Origin of the sequence: Microbacterium murale (genome assembly GCF_030815955.1) — a bacterium.
Lineage (GTDB): Bacteria > Actinomycetota > Actinomycetes > Actinomycetales > Microbacteriaceae > Microbacterium > Microbacterium murale_A.
In genome coordinates this window covers 2,189,094-2,205,945 of the sequence record NZ_JAUSXK010000001.1, presented here as the reverse complement: position 1 = coordinate 2,205,945, position 16,852 = coordinate 2,189,094, and the positions used below count along the sequence as shown (strand labels likewise).

16 protein-coding genes are annotated in these 16,852 nt (G+C 67.3%); 8 read left to right on the top strand and 8 right to left on the bottom strand.

Annotation, left to right across the window (positions count from 1 at the left end):
• The first annotated feature begins 93 nt into the window (after positions 1 to 93).
• The 3 genes from QFZ46_RS10835 to QFZ46_RS10825 all read left to right on the top strand — a co-directional run bounded on the left by QFZ46_RS10835 (position 94) and on the right by QFZ46_RS10825 (position 2,787).
• On the top strand, positions 94 to 1,119 hold the full coding sequence (locus QFZ46_RS10835) for a hypothetical protein (protein WP_307361250.1): 1,026 nt from the start codon (positions 94 to 96) through the stop codon (positions 1,117 to 1,119).
• A gap of 196 nt (positions 1,120 to 1,315) precedes the next feature.
• Positions 1,316 to 2,155 carry a DUF4097 family beta strand repeat-containing protein gene (locus QFZ46_RS10830; protein ID WP_307361247.1) on the top strand — a complete coding sequence of 280 codons (840 nt, stop codon included), beginning with the start codon at positions 1,316 to 1,318 and terminating at the stop codon, positions 2,153 to 2,155.
• Complete coding sequence (locus tag QFZ46_RS10825) at positions 2,152 to 2,787, top strand: PadR family transcriptional regulator (RefSeq protein ID WP_307361245.1); 636 nt, start codon at positions 2,152 to 2,154, stop codon at positions 2,785 to 2,787. Before QFZ46_RS10830 ends, QFZ46_RS10825 begins: the two co-directional genes overlap by 4 nt.
• Positions 2,788 to 2,909: 122 nt before the next feature.
• Here the strand turns inward: QFZ46_RS10825 and QFZ46_RS10820 are convergent, their stop codons facing one another.
• Entirely contained in the window at positions 2,910 to 3,452 is a 543-nt protein-coding gene (locus QFZ46_RS10820; RefSeq protein WP_307361242.1) for a universal stress protein, read from the bottom strand.
• Positions 3,453 to 3,601: 149 nt separating this feature from the next.
• On the opposite strand from QFZ46_RS10820, the gene QFZ46_RS10815 reads away from it, so the two are divergent.
• A complete protein-coding gene (locus QFZ46_RS10815; protein ID WP_188438153.1) occupies positions 3,602 to 3,787 on the top strand; it encodes a DUF3073 domain-containing protein in 186 nt (61 codons plus the stop codon).
• 82 nt (positions 3,788 to 3,869) lie between these two features.
• Here QFZ46_RS10815 and QFZ46_RS10810 read toward each other — a convergent pair whose 3' ends face one another.
• From QFZ46_RS10810 to purM, 3 genes are read right to left on the bottom strand one after another with little or no spacing between them, the layout of a single operon-like run.
• Complete coding sequence (locus tag QFZ46_RS10810) at positions 3,870 to 5,186, bottom strand: MFS transporter (RefSeq protein ID WP_307361239.1); 1,317 nt, start codon at positions 5,184 to 5,186, stop codon at positions 3,870 to 3,872.
• A complete protein-coding gene (gene purF, locus QFZ46_RS10805; RefSeq protein WP_307361238.1) occupies positions 5,183 to 6,640 on the bottom strand; it encodes an amidophosphoribosyltransferase in 1,458 nt (485 codons plus the stop codon). Before purF ends, QFZ46_RS10810 begins: the two co-directional genes overlap by 4 nt.
• Positions 6,641 to 6,646: 6 nt before the next feature.
• Positions 6,647 to 7,765, bottom strand: a complete 1,119-nt coding sequence (gene purM, locus QFZ46_RS10800; RefSeq protein WP_307361236.1) for a phosphoribosylformylglycinamidine cyclo-ligase — start codon at positions 7,763 to 7,765, stop codon at positions 6,647 to 6,649.
• A gap of 199 nt (positions 7,766 to 7,964) precedes the next feature.
• On the opposite strand from purM, the gene QFZ46_RS10795 reads away from it, so the two are divergent.
• Entirely contained in the window at positions 7,965 to 8,570 is a 606-nt protein-coding gene (locus QFZ46_RS10795; RefSeq protein WP_307361235.1) for a zinc-binding alcohol dehydrogenase, read from the top strand.
• Between the two features lie 6 nt (positions 8,571 to 8,576).
• Here the strand turns inward: QFZ46_RS10795 and QFZ46_RS10790 are convergent, their stop codons facing one another.
• From QFZ46_RS10790 to QFZ46_RS10780, 3 genes are all read right to left on the bottom strand, one after another.
• Positions 8,577 to 8,891: a potassium transporter Trk gene (locus QFZ46_RS10790; RefSeq protein ID WP_307361233.1), complete on the bottom strand. Its 315-nt coding sequence runs from the start codon at positions 8,889 to 8,891 to the stop codon at positions 8,577 to 8,579.
• Positions 8,892 to 9,049: 158 nt separating this feature from the next.
• Complete coding sequence (locus QFZ46_RS10785) at positions 9,050 to 9,880, bottom strand: siderophore-interacting protein (protein ID WP_307361230.1); 831 nt, start codon at positions 9,878 to 9,880, stop codon at positions 9,050 to 9,052.
• A gap of 4 nt (positions 9,881 to 9,884) precedes the next feature.
• Complete coding sequence (locus tag QFZ46_RS10780; protein WP_307361227.1) at positions 9,885 to 13,205, bottom strand: HtaA domain-containing protein; 3,321 nt, start codon at positions 13,203 to 13,205, stop codon at positions 9,885 to 9,887.
• A 172-nt stretch (positions 13,206 to 13,377) separates the two neighbouring features.
• On the opposite strand from QFZ46_RS10780, the gene QFZ46_RS10775 reads away from it, so the two are divergent.
• From QFZ46_RS10775 to QFZ46_RS10765, 3 genes are read left to right on the top strand one after another with little or no spacing between them, the layout of a single operon-like run.
• Positions 13,378 to 14,490, top strand: a complete 1,113-nt coding sequence (locus QFZ46_RS10775; RefSeq protein ID WP_307361224.1) for a heme/hemin ABC transporter substrate-binding protein — start codon at positions 13,378 to 13,380, stop codon at positions 14,488 to 14,490.
• The gene (locus QFZ46_RS10770) at positions 14,487 to 15,560 is read left to right on the top strand and encodes a FecCD family ABC transporter permease (protein WP_307361221.1); all 1,074 of its coding nucleotides are present in this window, start codon (positions 14,487 to 14,489) and stop codon (positions 15,558 to 15,560) included. The genes QFZ46_RS10775 and QFZ46_RS10770 overlap by 4 nt, the downstream gene beginning before the upstream one ends.
• Positions 15,557 to 16,330 carry a heme ABC transporter ATP-binding protein gene (locus QFZ46_RS10765; RefSeq protein WP_307361219.1) on the top strand — a complete coding sequence of 258 codons (774 nt, stop codon included), beginning with the start codon at positions 15,557 to 15,559 and terminating at the stop codon, positions 16,328 to 16,330. The genes QFZ46_RS10770 and QFZ46_RS10765 overlap by 4 nt, the downstream gene beginning before the upstream one ends.
• 115 nt (positions 16,331 to 16,445) lie before the next feature.
• On the opposite strand, the gene QFZ46_RS10760 is transcribed toward QFZ46_RS10765, so the two are convergent.
• A complete protein-coding gene (locus QFZ46_RS10760; RefSeq protein ID WP_307361218.1) occupies positions 16,446 to 16,814 on the bottom strand; it encodes a sterol carrier family protein in 369 nt (122 codons plus the stop codon).
• Positions 16,815 to 16,852: the final 38 nt, after the last annotated feature.

Below are 16,852 nucleotides of genomic sequence, written 5' to 3'. Positions count from 1 at the left end.
CACGATAAAAGTTGACGCTGCGTCAATGTCAACCTCGGTCGCCGGAAACCCGCTAAAGTCATCCCGTATATCAAAACGACCGGTGGGGGACCCTTGAGCACTGACATCACGACATCCGACACGCCCGGGGTTGCCCGGCGCACCGTTCTGAAGGCCTCCGCATGGTCGGTGCCGGTCATCGCCGCCGCCGTCGCGACGCCGCTGGCTGCAGCGAGCACGGCCGTCGATCTCCAGCTGAGAGGCCTCAGCGGAGACAGCGTCGGGGCGCTCAGCCCCGACGGACTGCGTGGGTACTCGATACCGATCGTTGCGGGGATGTACGCCCGAGCGCTCGGCACGACGACACCGGTGGCGGCGGGATCGACGCTCACCGTCTCGTACGACAACCGGTTGATGGATGGCCCGTCCGTCACGATCGACTCGACGCCCGGGATCGCGCAGGCGCCGATCGTGAACGGCAACACGACCACGGTGATCTTCACGCTGCCGGCACCGATCCCCGCTGCCGAGCCCGGCGCCCAGGTGATGCTCGGCTTCGACTTCTCGGACCGGGCGTGGTTTGAGGACATCGAACCGTTCAGCATCATGCTGCTCCCCCCGACCGGCAGCGACGCGGACACCTCGAACAACGGCTGGACATCGGAGGCAGAGTACTTCGACACCACCGACGCGGCACTCTCGGCAACGTGGCGACCGGCCACGATCGTCAACGGGAACGGCGACGCCGTCGCGTGCACCGTGCTCGAGACCGTGACGATCACGGCCAACGCGCCGGGCGACATCCCCAGCGGCGGCCAGGTGACCTTCGGAGGCCCGCAGGCGAGCAACGAGTTCACTCCGCCTTACACCTACGTCGCCCCGTTCACCGGCGTGACCGTGACCTCCGCGCAGCTCGACGGCGTCGACGTGAGCTCGCTCATCGGCACACCAGAGGTGAGCGAGCGCCCGAGCATCACAGTGAACACCGCTATCCCGGCCGGCCAGTCGCTCGTCCTGTCGCTTGCCGTCGACGTGATCAGCAGCGCGCCGGGATGGGTCTGGCAGAGCGGCTATGTGCAGTTCTTCGGTGGAAACGACCGCGACCAGCTCAACAACAACGTTCAGGCGCCGCCCGCCTGAACGCCCCACGCCGAACGGCGCCTCACCTACCGGTGGGGCGCCGTTCGGCGTTTCACACAGCGCAAAGCGCCGGATCCGACCGACGGATCACGCGCTCCACGCGACTCGAAGCGACCAGCACTTGACACACTCGCGATATATCGTGTTATTCTGACTACACGCGATATATCGCGACTAATCAACCTCAGGAGACAACATGACCGAGAAGTGGCTCATCGCCCCCGGCGAGGAACGCGTCATCGACATCGCTCAGGCGACCCGACTCAAGGTCGGACTCGTCGGCGGACAGGTGGACGTCATCGCCCACGACGAACCCGGCATCCGCATCGAGGTGCACGGTGTCACCATCAAAGATCTCCGGATCGAATCCGACGGCAACGAGATCGAGATCGACCACCCGCAGCTGGGATGGGACAACTTCCTCGAGGTGTTCCGCAACTTCGGCTCCGGTGGCCCGCGCGCGGAGGTCAGCGTCGCCGTCCCCCGCAGCATCGCACTCAACCTCGGCGTCGTCAGCGCCGGCGCGCTCATCTCGGGTCTCACCAACGATGCCCGGCTGAACACCGTCTCCGGCGACATCATCGTCGACACTCACACGGGCGATCTGACCGTGAACTCGGTGTCCGGCGACGTGCAGGTGCGCGGCCTCACCGGCTCCGCCAACGCGAACAGCGTCTCCGGCGACGTGGCGATCACCGGCTCGGTGCGCAGGGCGACTGTCGACACCGTCTCCGGCGCGATCCTGGTGGATGCCGCCGGCGCTGTGAACACCATCAACCTCAACACCGTCGCCGGCAACAGCACGATCCGCCTCGAGGAGACGCTGCCCGCCAACTACGTGGCGCGCTCCATGAGCGGTCGGATGCTGATCGATGGCATCGATCGAGGAAACACCGGCCCCACCAACTACACGGGCTCGACCGGCGAACTCGCAGGATCGTTCGTCGACGTGCGCACCAATTCCGTATCGGGAGACATCACCGTGCTGCGTCAGCCCGTCATCACTGTGGCAGATGACGAGGAGTGGGACTCATGACCCCCGCTGTCTTCTCGCACGGCGATCTGCGCTTGTACCTGCTCTCGCTGCTGGCCGAGGCCCCTCAGCACGGCTACGGCATCATCCAGGCACTCACCGACCGCACCGGCGGCACGTACACGCCGAGCGCCGGCACGATCTACCCACGGCTCGCGAAGCTCGAAGAAGAGGGCTTGGTCTCCAAGACGGTAGACGGACGCACCACGATCTATGCGATCACGGATGCCGGACGCGCCGAGTTGGCCGGGCGCGAGGGCGACCTCGCCGGCATCGAGTCCGGTCTTGCCGACTCGGTGCGCCTGATCGCGAACGAAGTGCGCCAGAGCGTCCAGGACGCCATGAAGAGCCTTCGCGCCGATCTCGCCGCAGCAGCCAACGACGAGCGGACGTCCGCCAAGGGCCGCACTCGCTCGACGGCATCACCGATGCCGGACGAGCGGGTGACCAGCCGTGAAGAGCTGCATCGCGCAGACGCCTCGATCAATGCGTTCCGCGCGCGCGTGCGCACCGATCTTCGCACGCATGTCGCCCGAGGGGGCACGTTGCAAGGATCCGTGGTCACCGACCTGGAAGCCTCACTGGATGCCGCGGCTCGCGCCATCACGCGTGCTCTGACCCCGCCCAGCCCCTGATCATCCGCCGAGACCCCGTCGTATTGTCGAGACCCCGTCGTATTCACGTCAATACGACGGGGTCTCGGTGAGAAGACGGGGTCTCGGTACGAAGACGGGGGGTCTCGGCGAAGGAAACGAGGCTACTCGGTCCAGATCTCGGGCTGATCGTCCGGGACTGACTCCTCGAGCGGAACGACGAGAACCGAACGGTGCTGCCGGTGGGCGAGGCGAGCGGCGACAGACCCGGTGAAGAACTCGCGGATCGACTCGCCGAGTCCACGCTTGCGCGTGCCGACGACGATGAGCTGCGCGTCGATCTTGTTCGCGAGCTGCTTGATCGCGAGCGCAGGGTCACCGACGAGCTGGCGCGCGGTCCAGGTGAGGCCTTTGCCGTCGAGTTCAGCGGCTGCGGCGGCCTGGACCTCTTCGAATTCCGCGACACCGGCCTCGAGATTGAGATCGATCGGCGCCGAATGCACGTAGCCGTCCGGGTCTTCATATGTGACGAACCGAGTGACGTCCACATGCGCGACCACGAGAGGGACGCTCAGCAGGCTCGCATAGCGCGCGGCCTCCTGCAGTACGTGGACGGCCTGACCCGGCTGCATGCCGACGATCACGGCCTTCTGCAACGCGGCGTTCTGGGCCGTTTCGTCGGACGGGGAGGAGGTTGCATCAGTCATGTGGATCGTTCCCTTCACCTGCCGGCAAGAGCCAGTGCGCCTGGCCCTCGTGCTATCCTGAATGCTACTCTTACCGGCCGCACGCCGGTGTCGTGAATGCCTCGGGCACCTGATTGTCCGACAGCTTAAATCGTTAGGGGGTCTCGCGCATGGGCCGTGGCCGTCAAAAGGCGAAGCACACCAAGATCGCTCGCGAACTCAAGTCCTTCAGTCCTTCGGTGAACTACTCCGCGCTTGAGCGAGAGCTCGCTCATCCGACGGATGAAGACGCCTACGTGGACAAGTGGGCAGACGATTATGCGGACGAAGACGAAGACGAACTGGAAAAGGCCTGACCGCCTGATCTGACAACCCCCGCACCTCGTGCGGGGGTTTCGTCGTGCCCGCAACCCGGTGCCCATATCCCGGTAGCGTGCCTCACCAGCGCCCGTGACGGCGCTCCCACTCCGCCTCGATCGTCTGGCGGCGACCGGCGATCAGGCCGAAGGGAACGGAGATCACGAGGACGGCGCCGATGATGAGCAGGGGCACCAGCCAGTCATCGGTCTGGTCATGCACCACGCCGAGCAGGATCGGGAATGCGGCCGCGCCGATGTAACCGGCACTCTGCACGAAACTGCTGAGAGCGACGGCGGTCTCGGGCGTGCGCGCGCGGACGCTGATCAGAACCAGTGCCAGCGGGAAGAGCACACCGACGACGCCGAACAGTGCGACCCACAGCCCCACGAGCGCGGCAGACGGCACCAGGATGAGGCCTGCGAGGCCCACGATGCCGCAGGCCACGGCGATGATGAACAGCGGCCTGGTCGCCTGGAAGCGCACGACCAGCAGCGGCACGACGAGCGACGCCGGCAGCCCCATGAAGGCGAAGAGCGAGAGCAGAAGACCCGCCACGGATGCTGAGACCCCGGTCCGGTCGACCAGAATGGCGGGCAGCCATGCGAACGAGACGTAGGCCATCGTCGACGAGGTGCCGAACACGATTGCGATCGACCAGGCCAACGGCAGACGGACCAGCCGCGCGAAGATCCGGGAGTTCGCCGGCGCGACCGCGATCGGACCAGTGACGAGTGTCACGGGCTCGGATTCCTCGGCGTCAGCGCGTGCCGCATCTCGAGCCGAGCGATCGTCCCGCACGGCGGGTACTGGCACGCCCTCGGTGCGTCCCCGCAGAAGCATGAGCACCCAGGGGATGCTTCCGGCGAGCGCGAAAACGCCCCACATCGCCAGCGACACGCGCCATCCGGCGGCATCCGCCACCGGCACCGCGACCAACGGTGGGATGAACGTGGAGAGCGCCATCGCTGTCGTGTACAGCGTCATCATCAAGCCGAGTCGGTCGGGGAAGTACTTCTTCACCAACGGCGGCAGCAGGATGTTCCCCATTCCGACACCGGCGAAGATCAACGCAGTGGACAGCAGAAGCGTGACGGCGTCCACCGAGAACCCGCGCAGGACGAGGCCTGCGGCGATCGCGATCAAGGCGATGACGGTGACCCGCTCGAGTCCCAGTCGACGCTCGAACACAGGGGTCAGCAGTCCGAAGACCGCGAAGCACACCGGCGGCGCAGTGCCGATCAATCCGACGACCGCCGAAGAAAGCGGGAAGTCAGCGGCGACATGGTCGAACAGCGGTGACAGCGATGCCACCGCTGACCGCAGTGAGAAGGCGCACAGCAGAATACCGAGCACTGCGAGCGCCCTACCCTGCCAGAGCGGGCGCGAGGTGGTCACGACGACTGCGAGCTCTCGACCCAGGACAGGTACTCGTCGGTGACGGTACCCGTGACGTAGCGGCCGTCGAAGCAGCTCATGTCGAGGTCGGTGACGTCGGACCCCTCGATGATCGCCGCCCTCAGGTCTTCGACCTCCTGGTACACCAGGTGATCGGCGCCGAGCTCGGCGGCGATCTCGGGGATCGTGCGGTCGTGGGCGATCAGCTCGTGCTTGGACGGCATGTTGATGCCGTACACGTGCGGATACCGCACCGGTGGTGCGGCCGATGCGAACGTCACGGAGAGGGCGCCGGCATCCCGCGCCATCTGGATGATCTGCTTGCTCGTCGTTCCGCGCACGATCGAGTCGTCGATCAGCAGCACGTTCTTGCCCTGGAACTCGGTCGACATCGCGTTGAGCTTCTGACGCACGCTCTTCTTGCGCACCGCCTGGCCGGGCATGATGAAGGTGCGGCCGACGTAGCGGTTCTTGTAGAAGCCCTCGCGGTACTCGATGCCGAGCTTGCGGGCGACCTCCATCGCCGACGGACGGGCGGAATCGGGGATCGGCATGACGACGTCGATCTTCTCGCGCGGCACGTGCTTGGCGATCGTGTCGGCGAGGCGCTCCCCCATCCGCAGCCGCGATTCGTACACGGCGATGCCGTTCATCGTCGAGTCGGGGCGGGCGAGATACACGTACTCGAAAGCGCAGGGCGTGAGCGTCGGGTTCGCGGCGCACTGCTGGCTGAACAACTCGCCCTGGTCGGTGATGAAGACGGCCTCGCCAGGCGCGACCTCGCGCACGACCTCGTAGTCGCCGTTCTCGAGCACCAGGGATTCGCTGGTCACGACCCACTCATCGTGCTCCGCGCCGTCGCGGCGTCCGAGTATCAGCGGGCGGATGCCGAACGGGTCGCGGAATGCCAGCAGACCGTAGCCGGCGATCACGGCGATCACGGCGTACGCGCCCTCGATGCGCTCGTGCGTGCGGCTGACCGCTTCGAAGATGCGCTCGGGTTCGAGGTCGACATCGCTGGTCGTCGCCTGCAGCTCGCCGGCGAGCACGTTCAGCAGCAGCTCGGTGTCGCTCGAGGAGTTCAGGTGCCGCCGGTCGCGCTTGGCCATGTCGGCGGTGAGTTCGCGCGTGTTGGTGAGGTTGCCGTTGTGGATGAGGACGATGCCGTACGGCGCGTTCACGTAGAACGGCTGCGCCTCTTCCTCACTGGATGCCGTGCCCTTGGTCGCGTAGCGCACGTGGCCGAGGCCGACGTTGCCGAGGAGGGAACGCATGTCGCGGGTGCGGAAGGCTTCGCGCACCATGCCCTCGGCCTTGATCGTGTGCATGACGCCATTGGGCTCTGCAGTCGAGATGCCGGTGGCATCCTGCCCGCGGTGCTGCAGCAGGAGGAGCGCATCGTAGATGTCCTGATTGACCGGGCCGCCAGCGACCACTCCGACGATTCCGCACATGGGGTATTACTCTGCTCCATCCGCGTATGCGCCGACGAGACGCACCGCACCACCATCGACGCCTTTGGCGCCCTCTTCGAATTCTCCGGACGGGCGAGCACCCGTACCGACTGTCGCGACCTGCCAGGCGTCGATGCCCTCTGCGGCGAGCGCGGCGATCGCGGCATCCTTCTGGCCCTGATCGATGACCGCGAGGAAGCCGATGCCGAGGTTCCAGGTACCCTCGGCCGATTCCAGGCTGGAGCCGGCGATGTCGCTGAGCACGCGGAAGACCGGGCTCGGCGACCACGTGGAGCGATCGATCTCTGCCCAGCTGCCCACCGGAAGCACGCGGGCGAGGTTCGCGGCGATGCCACCACCGGTGACGTGACTGAGAGAGTGCACGCTGCCGTCTGCCAGCGCCTCGATCAGACGCAGCAGCGGGAGCGTGTAGAGACGCGTCGGCTCGAGCAGCGCCTCGCCCCAGGTGGTACCGAGGTCGGCGGAGTTGTCGCCGTAGCCGATACTGGCACCGGTGATGATGTGGCGCACGAGGGAGTAACCGTTCGAGTGCAGGCCGCTCGATGCCAGCGCGAGCACGACGTCGCCGTCCTGGACGCGCTCGGCGCCGAGCACGGCATCCGCCTCGACGATGCCGGTGGCGGCGCCTGCGACGTCGTAGTCGCGGGGGCCGAGGAGGCCGGGGTGCTCAGCGGTCTCCCCGCCGACGAGCGCGGTGCCGGTGGCCGTGCAGGCGTCGGCGATGCCGCGCACGATGTCGGCGATGCGTTCGGGGACGACCTTGCCGCATGCGATGTAGTCGGTCATGAACAGGGGCTTCGCCCCCACCACGACGATGTCGTCGACGACCATGCCGACCAGGTCCTGACCGATCGTGTCGTGCTTGTCGATCGCCTGCGCGATCGCGACCTTGGTGCCGACGCCGTCGGTGCTGGTCGCGAGCAGCGGTTTGGTGTAGCCGAGCAGAGCCGTGGCGTCGAAGAGACCGGCGAAGCCGCCGACACCTCCGAGCACTTCGGGGCCGTGCGTCGCGCGCACTGAGGACTTCATCAGCTCGACGGCACGATCACCTGCTGCGGTGTCGACGCCGGCTTCGGAATAGGGATTGGTGGGGGAGGCAGCCACCCCATAAGACTACCGGTGCCTGAGCACTCGGTTCTCCGCTGTCCGTCTCACCTGATGGGTCGACGGTTGGTGACATGCGCGTGATTCCCCGCGACCGATCGCCGGCCCAAGCTGAACTTAGGTGCGGCCGCAGCAGCGGCAACGCGTGTTCCATCCAGCAAGTCGGACAGGTGCCCCATGACCTCCCTAGGATGGGGCCATGGCCGACAAGCCGCAGTGGTTGATCCGTGAGGATGCCGGGGTGCCGGCGCTGGTCGCGCTCGCGCTGCGACAGATGCTCGGCATCCGCGAGCCCGAAGGCCTGCCGAGCCTGCGCGATCTGCAGGTGCGGGCGCCGGATCAGGCAGACGCCAGCGCCGACCTCGAAGCGCAGTGGCGAGACTACTGGGACATGGCTGTGGAACCGCGGGCTCATCCCGCCGAGGGGCCGTTGGAGCTGATCGACGGATTCGACACTCTGGTCGCACTGCCTGCCACCGGCGCCGAAGAACTTCGTGCTGCGATCACTCCGCTCGCGGCACCTGCCCTGAAATACGCTCAGGATGCCCACAACCGCTATCTGGACACGATGAAGACGGCCACCGGGGGCGGCGCGTATCGCGCCTATGCGAGCGCGATCGCCGAGTTCGAGCGTGAGATCGGCCGCCGCGCGCATTCATTCGAACTGAACGTGCAGGTGCTGCCGTTCTCTCAGCGCGGCATCTGGTGGATCGGCGCGCTCACGGTCGCCGTCACCGATGGGCTCAGACGCGATGTAGTGGCGTTCGACGCCGCCATCCGGCCGATCATCGCCGAACTGGCGTGACGGTGATCAGTCCGACTCGATGATCGTTTCGCGGTCGACGCGCACGACGCGGTCGTGGCGGCGGGCGACACGTTCCAGCAGAATCGCGGCCACTCCCCCGAGTGCGAGCCCGATCGGCACGGTCCAGAGCAGCGCGAAGCCGAAGACCTGGCTGGGCGGGTAGACGACATCGAGCGCCTGCGACGGCTCGTAATTGCCGACCATGGTCAGGATGCCCGCAGCGATGATGCCGAGCACCACTCCGATGCCCATGAAAACGCCGTAGCGGGGCACCCGTCGAACGGTCGCCTCGACAGTCTCGTGAGAATCGGTGGAGGACATGCATCCATTGTCCCACTGTTCGCCGGCGAGCGGACCTCAGGTGCGGGTCAACGACAGTGGCCCGACACAGATGCAGGGCGATCGTACGGATGCAGGGCGACACGCCGCCAGATACCCCTGCATCCGTGCATCCGCCCTGCAGGTGTGCCGGCCGCGCGCTACACCTGCCCGACGGCCTCGCGCTTCTCGGCCTGGAATGCGTCTTCGCGGCGGCCGTGGGCCCAATACGCCGACAGCGACAGCTGCGCGCGGTCCAGGCCGCGCTCATCGGTCAGGAACGGCCGAAGCTGCTTCATCGCCCCGCGCTCGCCGTGCGCGAAGACCTGCACGCGACCTGGACGCCACTCGAGAGTGCGCACGGCGTCGATGAGTTCGGTCGTCGTCCCTGCTTCACGGTCGCCTCGGTGCAGCCAACGCACCTCGATCCCCTCGGGGGAGATCAGCTCAAGATGCTCGGACTCATCCTGCACCTCCAGGAGCACCGTGCCGACAGCATCCGCCGGCATCGCCTCCAACGCCGCCGAGATCGCAGGGATCGCCGACTCGTCACCTACGAGCAGATGCCAGTCCGCCGCGGCGTCCGGTGCGTATCCGCCACCGATCCCTCCGAGCACGACGGGATCACCCGGCTTCGCGTTCGCCGCCCACGGCCCCGCCACCCCCTCGTCGCCGTGCGTGACGAAGTCGATCCAGATCTGCCCCGCGTCCAGATCGAACCGGCGGATCGAGTACGTGCGCACGGAGGGCAGCAGTTCGACAGGAAGCCGCTCACGCAGCTCTGCCATGTCATACGGCGGCGTGAGCTGCGCCTCAGCCGGGGCGAAGTGCATCTTCGTATAGGCGTCGGTGAAGCCGTTGTCCTCGACGGCCGCGATGCCTGGGCCACCCGCGACGATGCGCACCAGATGAGGCGTCAGCCGAATGCGCTCGACGACGTCCAGCACGATCTGCGGACGGGGGCGTCGCTGCGGACGTTCAGTGGTGGCCATGGCATCAATCCTCGCCGATGGTGGCGGAAGCCGCATCCCGGCGCCGCTTGACGATGACGCCTGCGCCCGCACCTGCACCGACGACCAGCAGTCCGATGACCACCCACGCCCAGATCGGCAAGCCCGCGGCGTCGCCGGCGATCGGCGTCGCAGCGGCGCTGATCGCGGCGACGGCCTCGTTGTCTGCCGGTTCCTCCACCGGGGCGAGTCCGCAGTCCGCACCAACGGGGATGCGCAGCGACACCGGGTCGAACGACTCGCCGGCCGCGTAGGTGCCGAACGCCGCGGATCCGCTCTCGGTGAGGACGGATGCAGCGTCGTTCACCGTCAGCACGCCGTCGACGATCTCGGCATCCGCGACGGAGAACTCGACGAATCGCACACCCTTCTGGTCGATCTGCTCGCCGCCCTGCGTGGTACCGGCGATGTCGAACAGGATGTAGCCCTTGTCTCCGGCCAGTTCGACGCGCGCGTTGTTCAGCTTCGTGTCGAGTGCGCCGTCGTGACCGTGGAACGCGATAGTGCCACCGAAATCGACCAGACCGCTCCGGGCTTCGGGATCGAACGAGCCCGTGCCCTCGGACCAGACGAACTCGGGGAACTCGTAGACGACGCCGGTGAGATTCCAGCCGCCGTGCGCGATGCCTTCGATGTAGTTGCGGAAGCTCTCCTTGTAGCCCCAGTCGAGGCTGGCGCCCTCTACCGCGCAGACGCCGACGGCTGCCGTCGTGCGATCGAGGGTGAAGGCGAGCCCGCGGTCGACGGAGCCCTGGAAGGTCAGCGTGTGCGCGCCGGCCTCGAGCGTGGCAGGCAGCGCGCCCGTCCATGTGGCGACGCCGTTCGCATCCGCAGTGACCGTGTCGAGCAGAACCGGCGTCGAGTACACGACGACCTTGATGCCTTGTTCGCCCGGCTGGAACCCGGCTGCCGACGCGGTGGCGGATGCGCCGGACTGCAATGCTCTGAGGTTCTCCTTGTCGATTTCGATCCCATCGGTCGCCGGAGGCGCCGAAGGCAGTTCGACCTTCGGCTGGACGGATGCCGCCGCCACCGTGCCGACAGTGCCGTTGGGCGCCGCGGCCGGTGTTCCGATCGTGAAGGTCACCGGATTCAGGACGGTACTGAAGCCGCCGAGCACCTGATTCTGCCCCGCAGACGTCAGGGTCGCTGGTGCCGCGGTGAACGTCGTCGCACCCCCTGCGGTCGTCTTCGCAGCAGACGCGATGTCGATCGCCGCGAACGGCACGCGAGTGCCGTTGTGCGTGAGGTAGAGCGTCGCAGCCGTCGCGGAGGTGATCTCGACGCGGGGGTTCGAGATCATCACGTTGAGCACGCCGTGGTGGCCGGTGAATCGAACCGCTCCGGTGTATCCCACCGCACCGAGACCGGTCGCCCGATCGTAGGTCGCGCCCGCGGCCTGCCCGAACTGGAACTGGCCGCCGGAGCGCGTCGCGCCGCCGGTGACCCGGATCTCCCCCTGCGCGATGTGTCCCGTCACGTAGTCCGCGAACGATGACGAGATCGCCCAGCGCAGCGAACCTCCGGCGACCGGCTGCTGGGGGGCGGTGGGCGGAGCCGTCGGCGGCGTCGTCGGCTTCGGCGGCTCGGGCGACGGACCATCGATCAGCTTCCACTGGTCGGCGGTGATGGTCACTCCACTGCGCGCATGGATCGTGTCGGCGTTCGGCATCGTGTGCTGCTTCCAGACAATCACCTCGTAGGCCTTGGTCCGATCGAGCGTGTCACCGGCCGCGGTGAGAGCGGTCGTGAACGCGCCGTCTGCGAGGTTCCGCACGTACTGCATCGCGAGGAATCCGCCTCCGGCCGTGACATCCGCCTCGGTGCCCTCCTCGATCAGCGCGGCGTAGACGCCCGGTTCGCCGTCGAACCCTCGTCCCTCGACGTCGACGACGAGGTCGGTGCCGTCGACGGACGTGACAGTATCCACGACCTTGTCCTGCACGGTCCGATAGTCCAGCAGCACGCTCTGCTCCTGTGCGGCGTTCTTCACGCCTCCCGCGCCGTAGGTGTACACGCCGTACGCCCCGTTCTCCGGCTGTGCCGGCGCGTCCTTCAGCGTCAACGTCGCCGTGAAGGTTCCGTCTGCGGCGATATCCACCCACTGCGCGCGGATCGCTCCCTGGTACTGCGTCGGGACCTGGTCGAGCACGCTCTCGGCCAGCGCCCACGCCTGCGCCCCGACGGATCGTGCGCTGGACGCCGCGCCCGTGGACGGCTGCCAGTTGGCAGCGAAGTCTCCGAACACGACGTACGTGCCCTGCGGCAGATGCGCCGGGATCGGCACTCCGCGGCCGCCGACGTTGGCCATCGGGTCGTAACCGCTGCCCTTGATGATGACCTCATCGCCCGCCCTGAGTACTGAGCCAGCGGCCGGAGTAACGCCGTCCGAGAGGAATACCTCGATCGAGGGCTGCAGCGGGGCGGGCTGCAGCGCCGCCCACTGCTCGCTGCTGATGACCACGTCGGTGCGGGCGTGGATCGTGTCTGCGTTCGGCATCGTGTGCTGCTGCCACGCGATCACCTCGTATGAGACGGCCTGGTCGAGCGCATCAGCGGCGGCGGTGAGGTTCACCTGGAACGCACCGTCGGTGATGCCGCGGACGTACTGCATCGCGAGGAAGCCGCCCCCAGCTGTGACATCCGCCTCGGTGCCCTTCTCGATCAGTGCGACGTACTCGCCGGAGAGAGCGGCGAATCCGGCACCGGCGACGCTGACGACGAGACCCCCATCGGCAGATGCTGAAGACACTGCTGCCGTGACGGCCGGAGCCGGCGTCTCAGGTTCTACCGGGACCTCAGGCTCGACCGGGACCTCGGGCTCGACCGGAACCTCGGGTGGGAACACCGCATCCCACTGCTCCTGCGAGATCGACACGACCGAGCGCCCGTAGAGGTTCTCCGGTGCGAACGCGCTGTGCTGCTTCCACATGACCACCTCATAGGTCAGCGTTCGGTCCAGTTTCTCGATGGGCGCAGTCAACGCGAACGACGTCGATCCTGCGGCGACCGCAGGAAACGGCAGCGCGAACGCGACGTACTCCTGGCTGTTCAGCGCATCGTCCTCACCCTGCACGATGAGCGCCGCGTAAGTCCCCCCGATGTCGCCGGGAAGCCCCTCGGCGCTGACCTGGATCACCAGACCGGACTCAGATGCCGCGGTTACCTGGGGCGATACCGTCGCGCCATCGGCGGCGAACGCGGCCGGTGCGGTCAGCGTGCCGAACAGCATCATCAGCACGGCCAGCACCGCCGCGAACGCTGCTCGGGTGCGACTGTTCGTCGCGCGGATCTCGGTGTGATTCACGGATGCCTCCAGGCGTGGGGCCGTCTGCGCCCGGTCATCAGGGCGCGCGTGACGGCGGAAACCTCTTCAGGTCTGATGCTGTGATTTATGTTGGTTAGGCTTAGCTAACCTCCGCTTCTGACCATAGACTGATCGACGTCATCTCGTCAAAAATTAGGACAGGCTAACCTCAATGCGCGCTCGTCTTTCCCTGCTCATCGCGGCCACTCTGGTCTTTGGACTAGCCGGATGCGCCATCCCGGCGACCGCAGGCTCAGAGGGCGCAGCATCCGACACCTGCCCCGCCGCCGCGCAGCAACTGTCAGATCTCGAACTCGTCGACGACGTGCGCACCGCGACCGGGGGTTCCACCGCGTGCCTTCCCGATCATGCGATCAGTGCTGTCTCCGACAAGACCGCACCCGAGCTCCCCGTCACCGTCACCGACGCCGAAGGCCGAGACGTCGAGGTATCCGATGTGAGCCGCATCCTGCCGATCGACATCTCCGGCACCATCGCGGCCACGGTCTTCGCGCTCGGCATGGGCGCTGACGTCGTCGGTCGCGACTCCTCCACGACCTTCGACGGGACGCAGGAACTGCCGGTCGTCACCAAGGCCGGCCACACCCTCAACCCGGAGGCGATCCTCGAACTCGCCCCGACCGTGATCCTCACCGATACGACGATCGGACCGAAAGAGGTGCGCCAGCAGCTGCGCGACGCAGGCATCGCGATCGTCGTGATCTCGGATGAGCTGCGCCTCGACAGCACCGACCAGCTCATCGAGGAGGTGGCGTCAGCGCTCGGCATCTCGAGCCGTGGTCAGGAACTCATCGCCCAGGTGGACGCAGACCTCACTGCGGCGCTCGCGGAGATCGCACAGGTCGTACCTGCGGACGAGTCCGAACGCGCGCGGATGCTGTTTCTGTACGTGCGCGGCAGCGCGAACGTGTACTACATCTTCGGCAAGGACTCCGGCGCCGATTCGCTCATCGAGGCGGTCGGCGGCATCGATGTCGCGAGTGAGATCGGCTGGGAGGGCAACAAGCCCATGACGGCCGAGGCACTCGTCGCCGCGCAGCCCGACGTGCTGGTCATGATGACGGACGGCTTGGAGTCGGTCGACGGCATCGACGGGCTCATCGAACGGGTGCCTGCTGTCGCTGAGACGCCCGCCGGCGTCAACCGCCGCGTGATCGACATGGCGGACGGCGAGATCCTCAGCTTCGGCCCACGATCCCCCGAGATCATCCGCGCGATCGCGCGCGCTCTCTACGCGCCCGCCTCCGGCGAGATCGCAGAATGACCTCAGAGGTCATCACCCGCACGCCCGAGCGGCACCGGGTGATGAGGTTCGGGCTGGTCGCTCTCGGCCTCTCCGGGGCACTCGTGCTGACCTGCATCGTGTCGCTCGCGAGCGGACAGTACTCGCTGTCCCCCACCCAGATCGTCGGCATCCTGCTGCACGGCGTCGGCATCGAGACCACATGGGCCCCGGCGAATCTCTCCGATGCGGGCGTGATCTTCAACATCCGCCTGCCCCGCCTCGTGCTCGGCATCCTCGTCGGCACCGCGCTGGCGGTCGCCGGCGTGCTGATGCAGGCGATCTTCGGGAATCCGCTGGCGGATGCCAGTGTCGTCGGCGTCTCGTCCGGAGCAGCCCTGGGGGCGGCTGCCAGCCTCACGTTCGGCCTGTCGACCTTCGGGATGTGGACCACCCCCGCACTGTCGTTCATCGGGGGACTCATCGCAGTGTTCTCGGTGTACTTCATCAGTCGATCCGGCGGGCGGACCGAAGTCGTCACGTTGCTGCTCACAGGCATCGCGATCAACGCGATCGGCGGCGCGGGCATGGCGTTCATGACGTTCCTCGGCACAACCTCGACGCGCGAGCAGATCGTCTTCTGGCAGCTCGGCTCCCTCAACGGGGCGCTGTGGCCGAACATCGCCGTCGTCGCGCCGTTGACCGGGGTCGGCATCGTGGTCGCGGTGATCGTGGCTCATCAGCTGGACCTTTTCGCGCTCGGCGAGCGCACCGCACGGCACCTCGGGGTGCATGTGGAGCTTCTGCGGATCGTCGTGATCGTGACCGTCGCCATCCTGGTCTGCGCCGCTGTCGCGTTCGCAGGCATCATCGGGTTCGTCGGACTCGTGATCCCTCATCTCATGCGCATGGTCATCGGTCCCGCGCATCTACCGGTGATCGTCGCTTCTGCGATCGGCGGCGCGTTGCTCATCGCCCTCGCCGACCTCGTCGCCCGCACTGCCGTGCCACTGGCCGACATGCCGATCGGGATGATCACCTCGCTCGTCGGCGGCCCGTTCTTCTTGTGGCTGCTCGTGCGCACGCGCCGTCGCGCCGGAGGGTGGGCATGAGCGCGGGGCTGCGGGCCTCCGGCGTCACCGTCCGTGTCCCCGGAGGCAGAGCCATCCTCTTGGATGCCTCGATCGACGTGCACCCCGGTGAGATCCATGCCCTGGTGGGGCCCAACGGCGCGGGAAAGACCACGCTGTTCGGGGTGCTCGCCGGGGACATCGCGCCGGGATCCGGCACAGTCGAGATCGATGGGCGTTCGATCACCGGCATCCGGCCCCGCGAGCTCGCCCGCACGCGGGCGGTGCTGCTGCAGGAGAACGCCGTCTCGTTCCCTTTCCGTGCGGAACAGGTCGTGAGGATGGGCCGCGCGCCGTGGGCGCGCACCCCGCGCGAGGCGGATGACGACGCCGCCATCACCGCGGCGATGCGCGCAACCGAGATCGACGCGCTCGCGCATCGACCGGTGTCGTCGCTGTCAGGAGGCGAGCGGGCCAGGGTGGCCATCGCCCGCGTGCTGGCGCAGTCGGCGCCGATCATGCTGCTCGACGAGCCGACAGCCTCTCTCGATCTCAAACACCATGAAGACGTCATGCGCCTCGTGCGCGCCACAGCGGATGCCGGCACCGCCGTCGCCGTGGTGCTGCATGACCTCAACGCCGCACTCGCCCACGCCGACCGGCTGACGCTGCTCGCTTCCGGGCGCGTGATCGCGTCGGGATCGCCCGCGGAAGTCCTGACGGGTCAGCGCATCGCACAGGTGTACGGGCAGGCGGTGGATGTGTTCCCGCATCCGATCACCGGTGCTCCGCTGGTCGTGCCACGGCGGTGAGCGCACGACCTGCGCTGCACGCCTGCAGGACGATCGTACGGATACAGGGCGACACACCGACGGACGACCCTGCATCAGTGCATCGGCCCGGCAAGTGTGCGGACGGGGCGAGGGCCTAGGGGCGCAGCGGCATCAGGTCCGAAAGGTCGGCGCGTGTGCCTGAGGCCTGAACGCGCCCTCCGGCGACGGCCTCGTCCCAGCTCTCGACACCCGTCGCCATGTCGATCCAGGTCGCCGCATCCATCTCGATGACATTCGGTGGCGTGCCGCGCGTATGCCGCGGCCCCTGCACGACCTGCACCGCGCCGAACGGCGGCACTCTCACCTCGACGCTGTTGCCAGGTGCCTTCTCATCGAGCAGCTGCAGAAGGTAGCGCACCGCTGTCGCGAGGTCGGTGCGCGCTGGCTTCACCGTGGCCTCGGTCGCGGTGCGCACGGCGGCCAGTGCAGCGCGCCCTGCACTCACGTCGATCTTTCTGGCCACGGGATCAGCCTACGACGGCGCGCGAGATCTCAGACGCC

Bases quoted from the DNA above. Each gene is read 5' to 3' on its own strand.
- QFZ46_RS10830 (WP_307361247.1), top strand. From the start codon at position 1,316: ATGACCGAGAAGTGGCTCATCGCCCCCGGCGAGGAACGCGTCATCGAC.
- QFZ46_RS10825 (WP_307361245.1), top strand. From the start codon at position 2,152: ATGACCCCCGCTGTCTTCTCGCACGGCGATCTGCGCTTGTACCTGCTC.
- QFZ46_RS10820 (WP_307361242.1), bottom strand. From the start codon at position 3,452: ATGACTGATGCAACCTCCTCCCCGTCCGACGAAACGGCCCAGAACGCC.
- QFZ46_RS10815 (WP_188438153.1), top strand. From the start codon at position 3,602: ATGGGCCGTGGCCGTCAAAAGGCGAAGCACACCAAGATCGCTCGCGAA.
- purF (WP_307361238.1), bottom strand. From the start codon at position 6,640: ATGTGCGGAATCGTCGGAGTGGTCGCTGGCGGCCCGGTCAATCAGGAC.
- QFZ46_RS10795 (WP_307361235.1), top strand. From the start codon at position 7,965: ATGGCCGACAAGCCGCAGTGGTTGATCCGTGAGGATGCCGGGGTGCCG.
- QFZ46_RS10790 (WP_307361233.1), bottom strand. From the start codon at position 8,891: ATGTCCTCCACCGATTCTCACGAGACTGTCGAGGCGACCGTTCGACGG.
- QFZ46_RS10785 (WP_307361230.1), bottom strand. From the start codon at position 9,880: ATGGCCACCACTGAACGTCCGCAGCGACGCCCCCGTCCGCAGATCGTG.
- QFZ46_RS10775 (WP_307361224.1), top strand. From the start codon at position 13,378: ATGCGCGCTCGTCTTTCCCTGCTCATCGCGGCCACTCTGGTCTTTGGA.
- QFZ46_RS10770 (WP_307361221.1), top strand. From the start codon at position 14,487: ATGACCTCAGAGGTCATCACCCGCACGCCCGAGCGGCACCGGGTGATG.
- QFZ46_RS10765 (WP_307361219.1), top strand. From the start codon at position 15,557: ATGAGCGCGGGGCTGCGGGCCTCCGGCGTCACCGTCCGTGTCCCCGGA.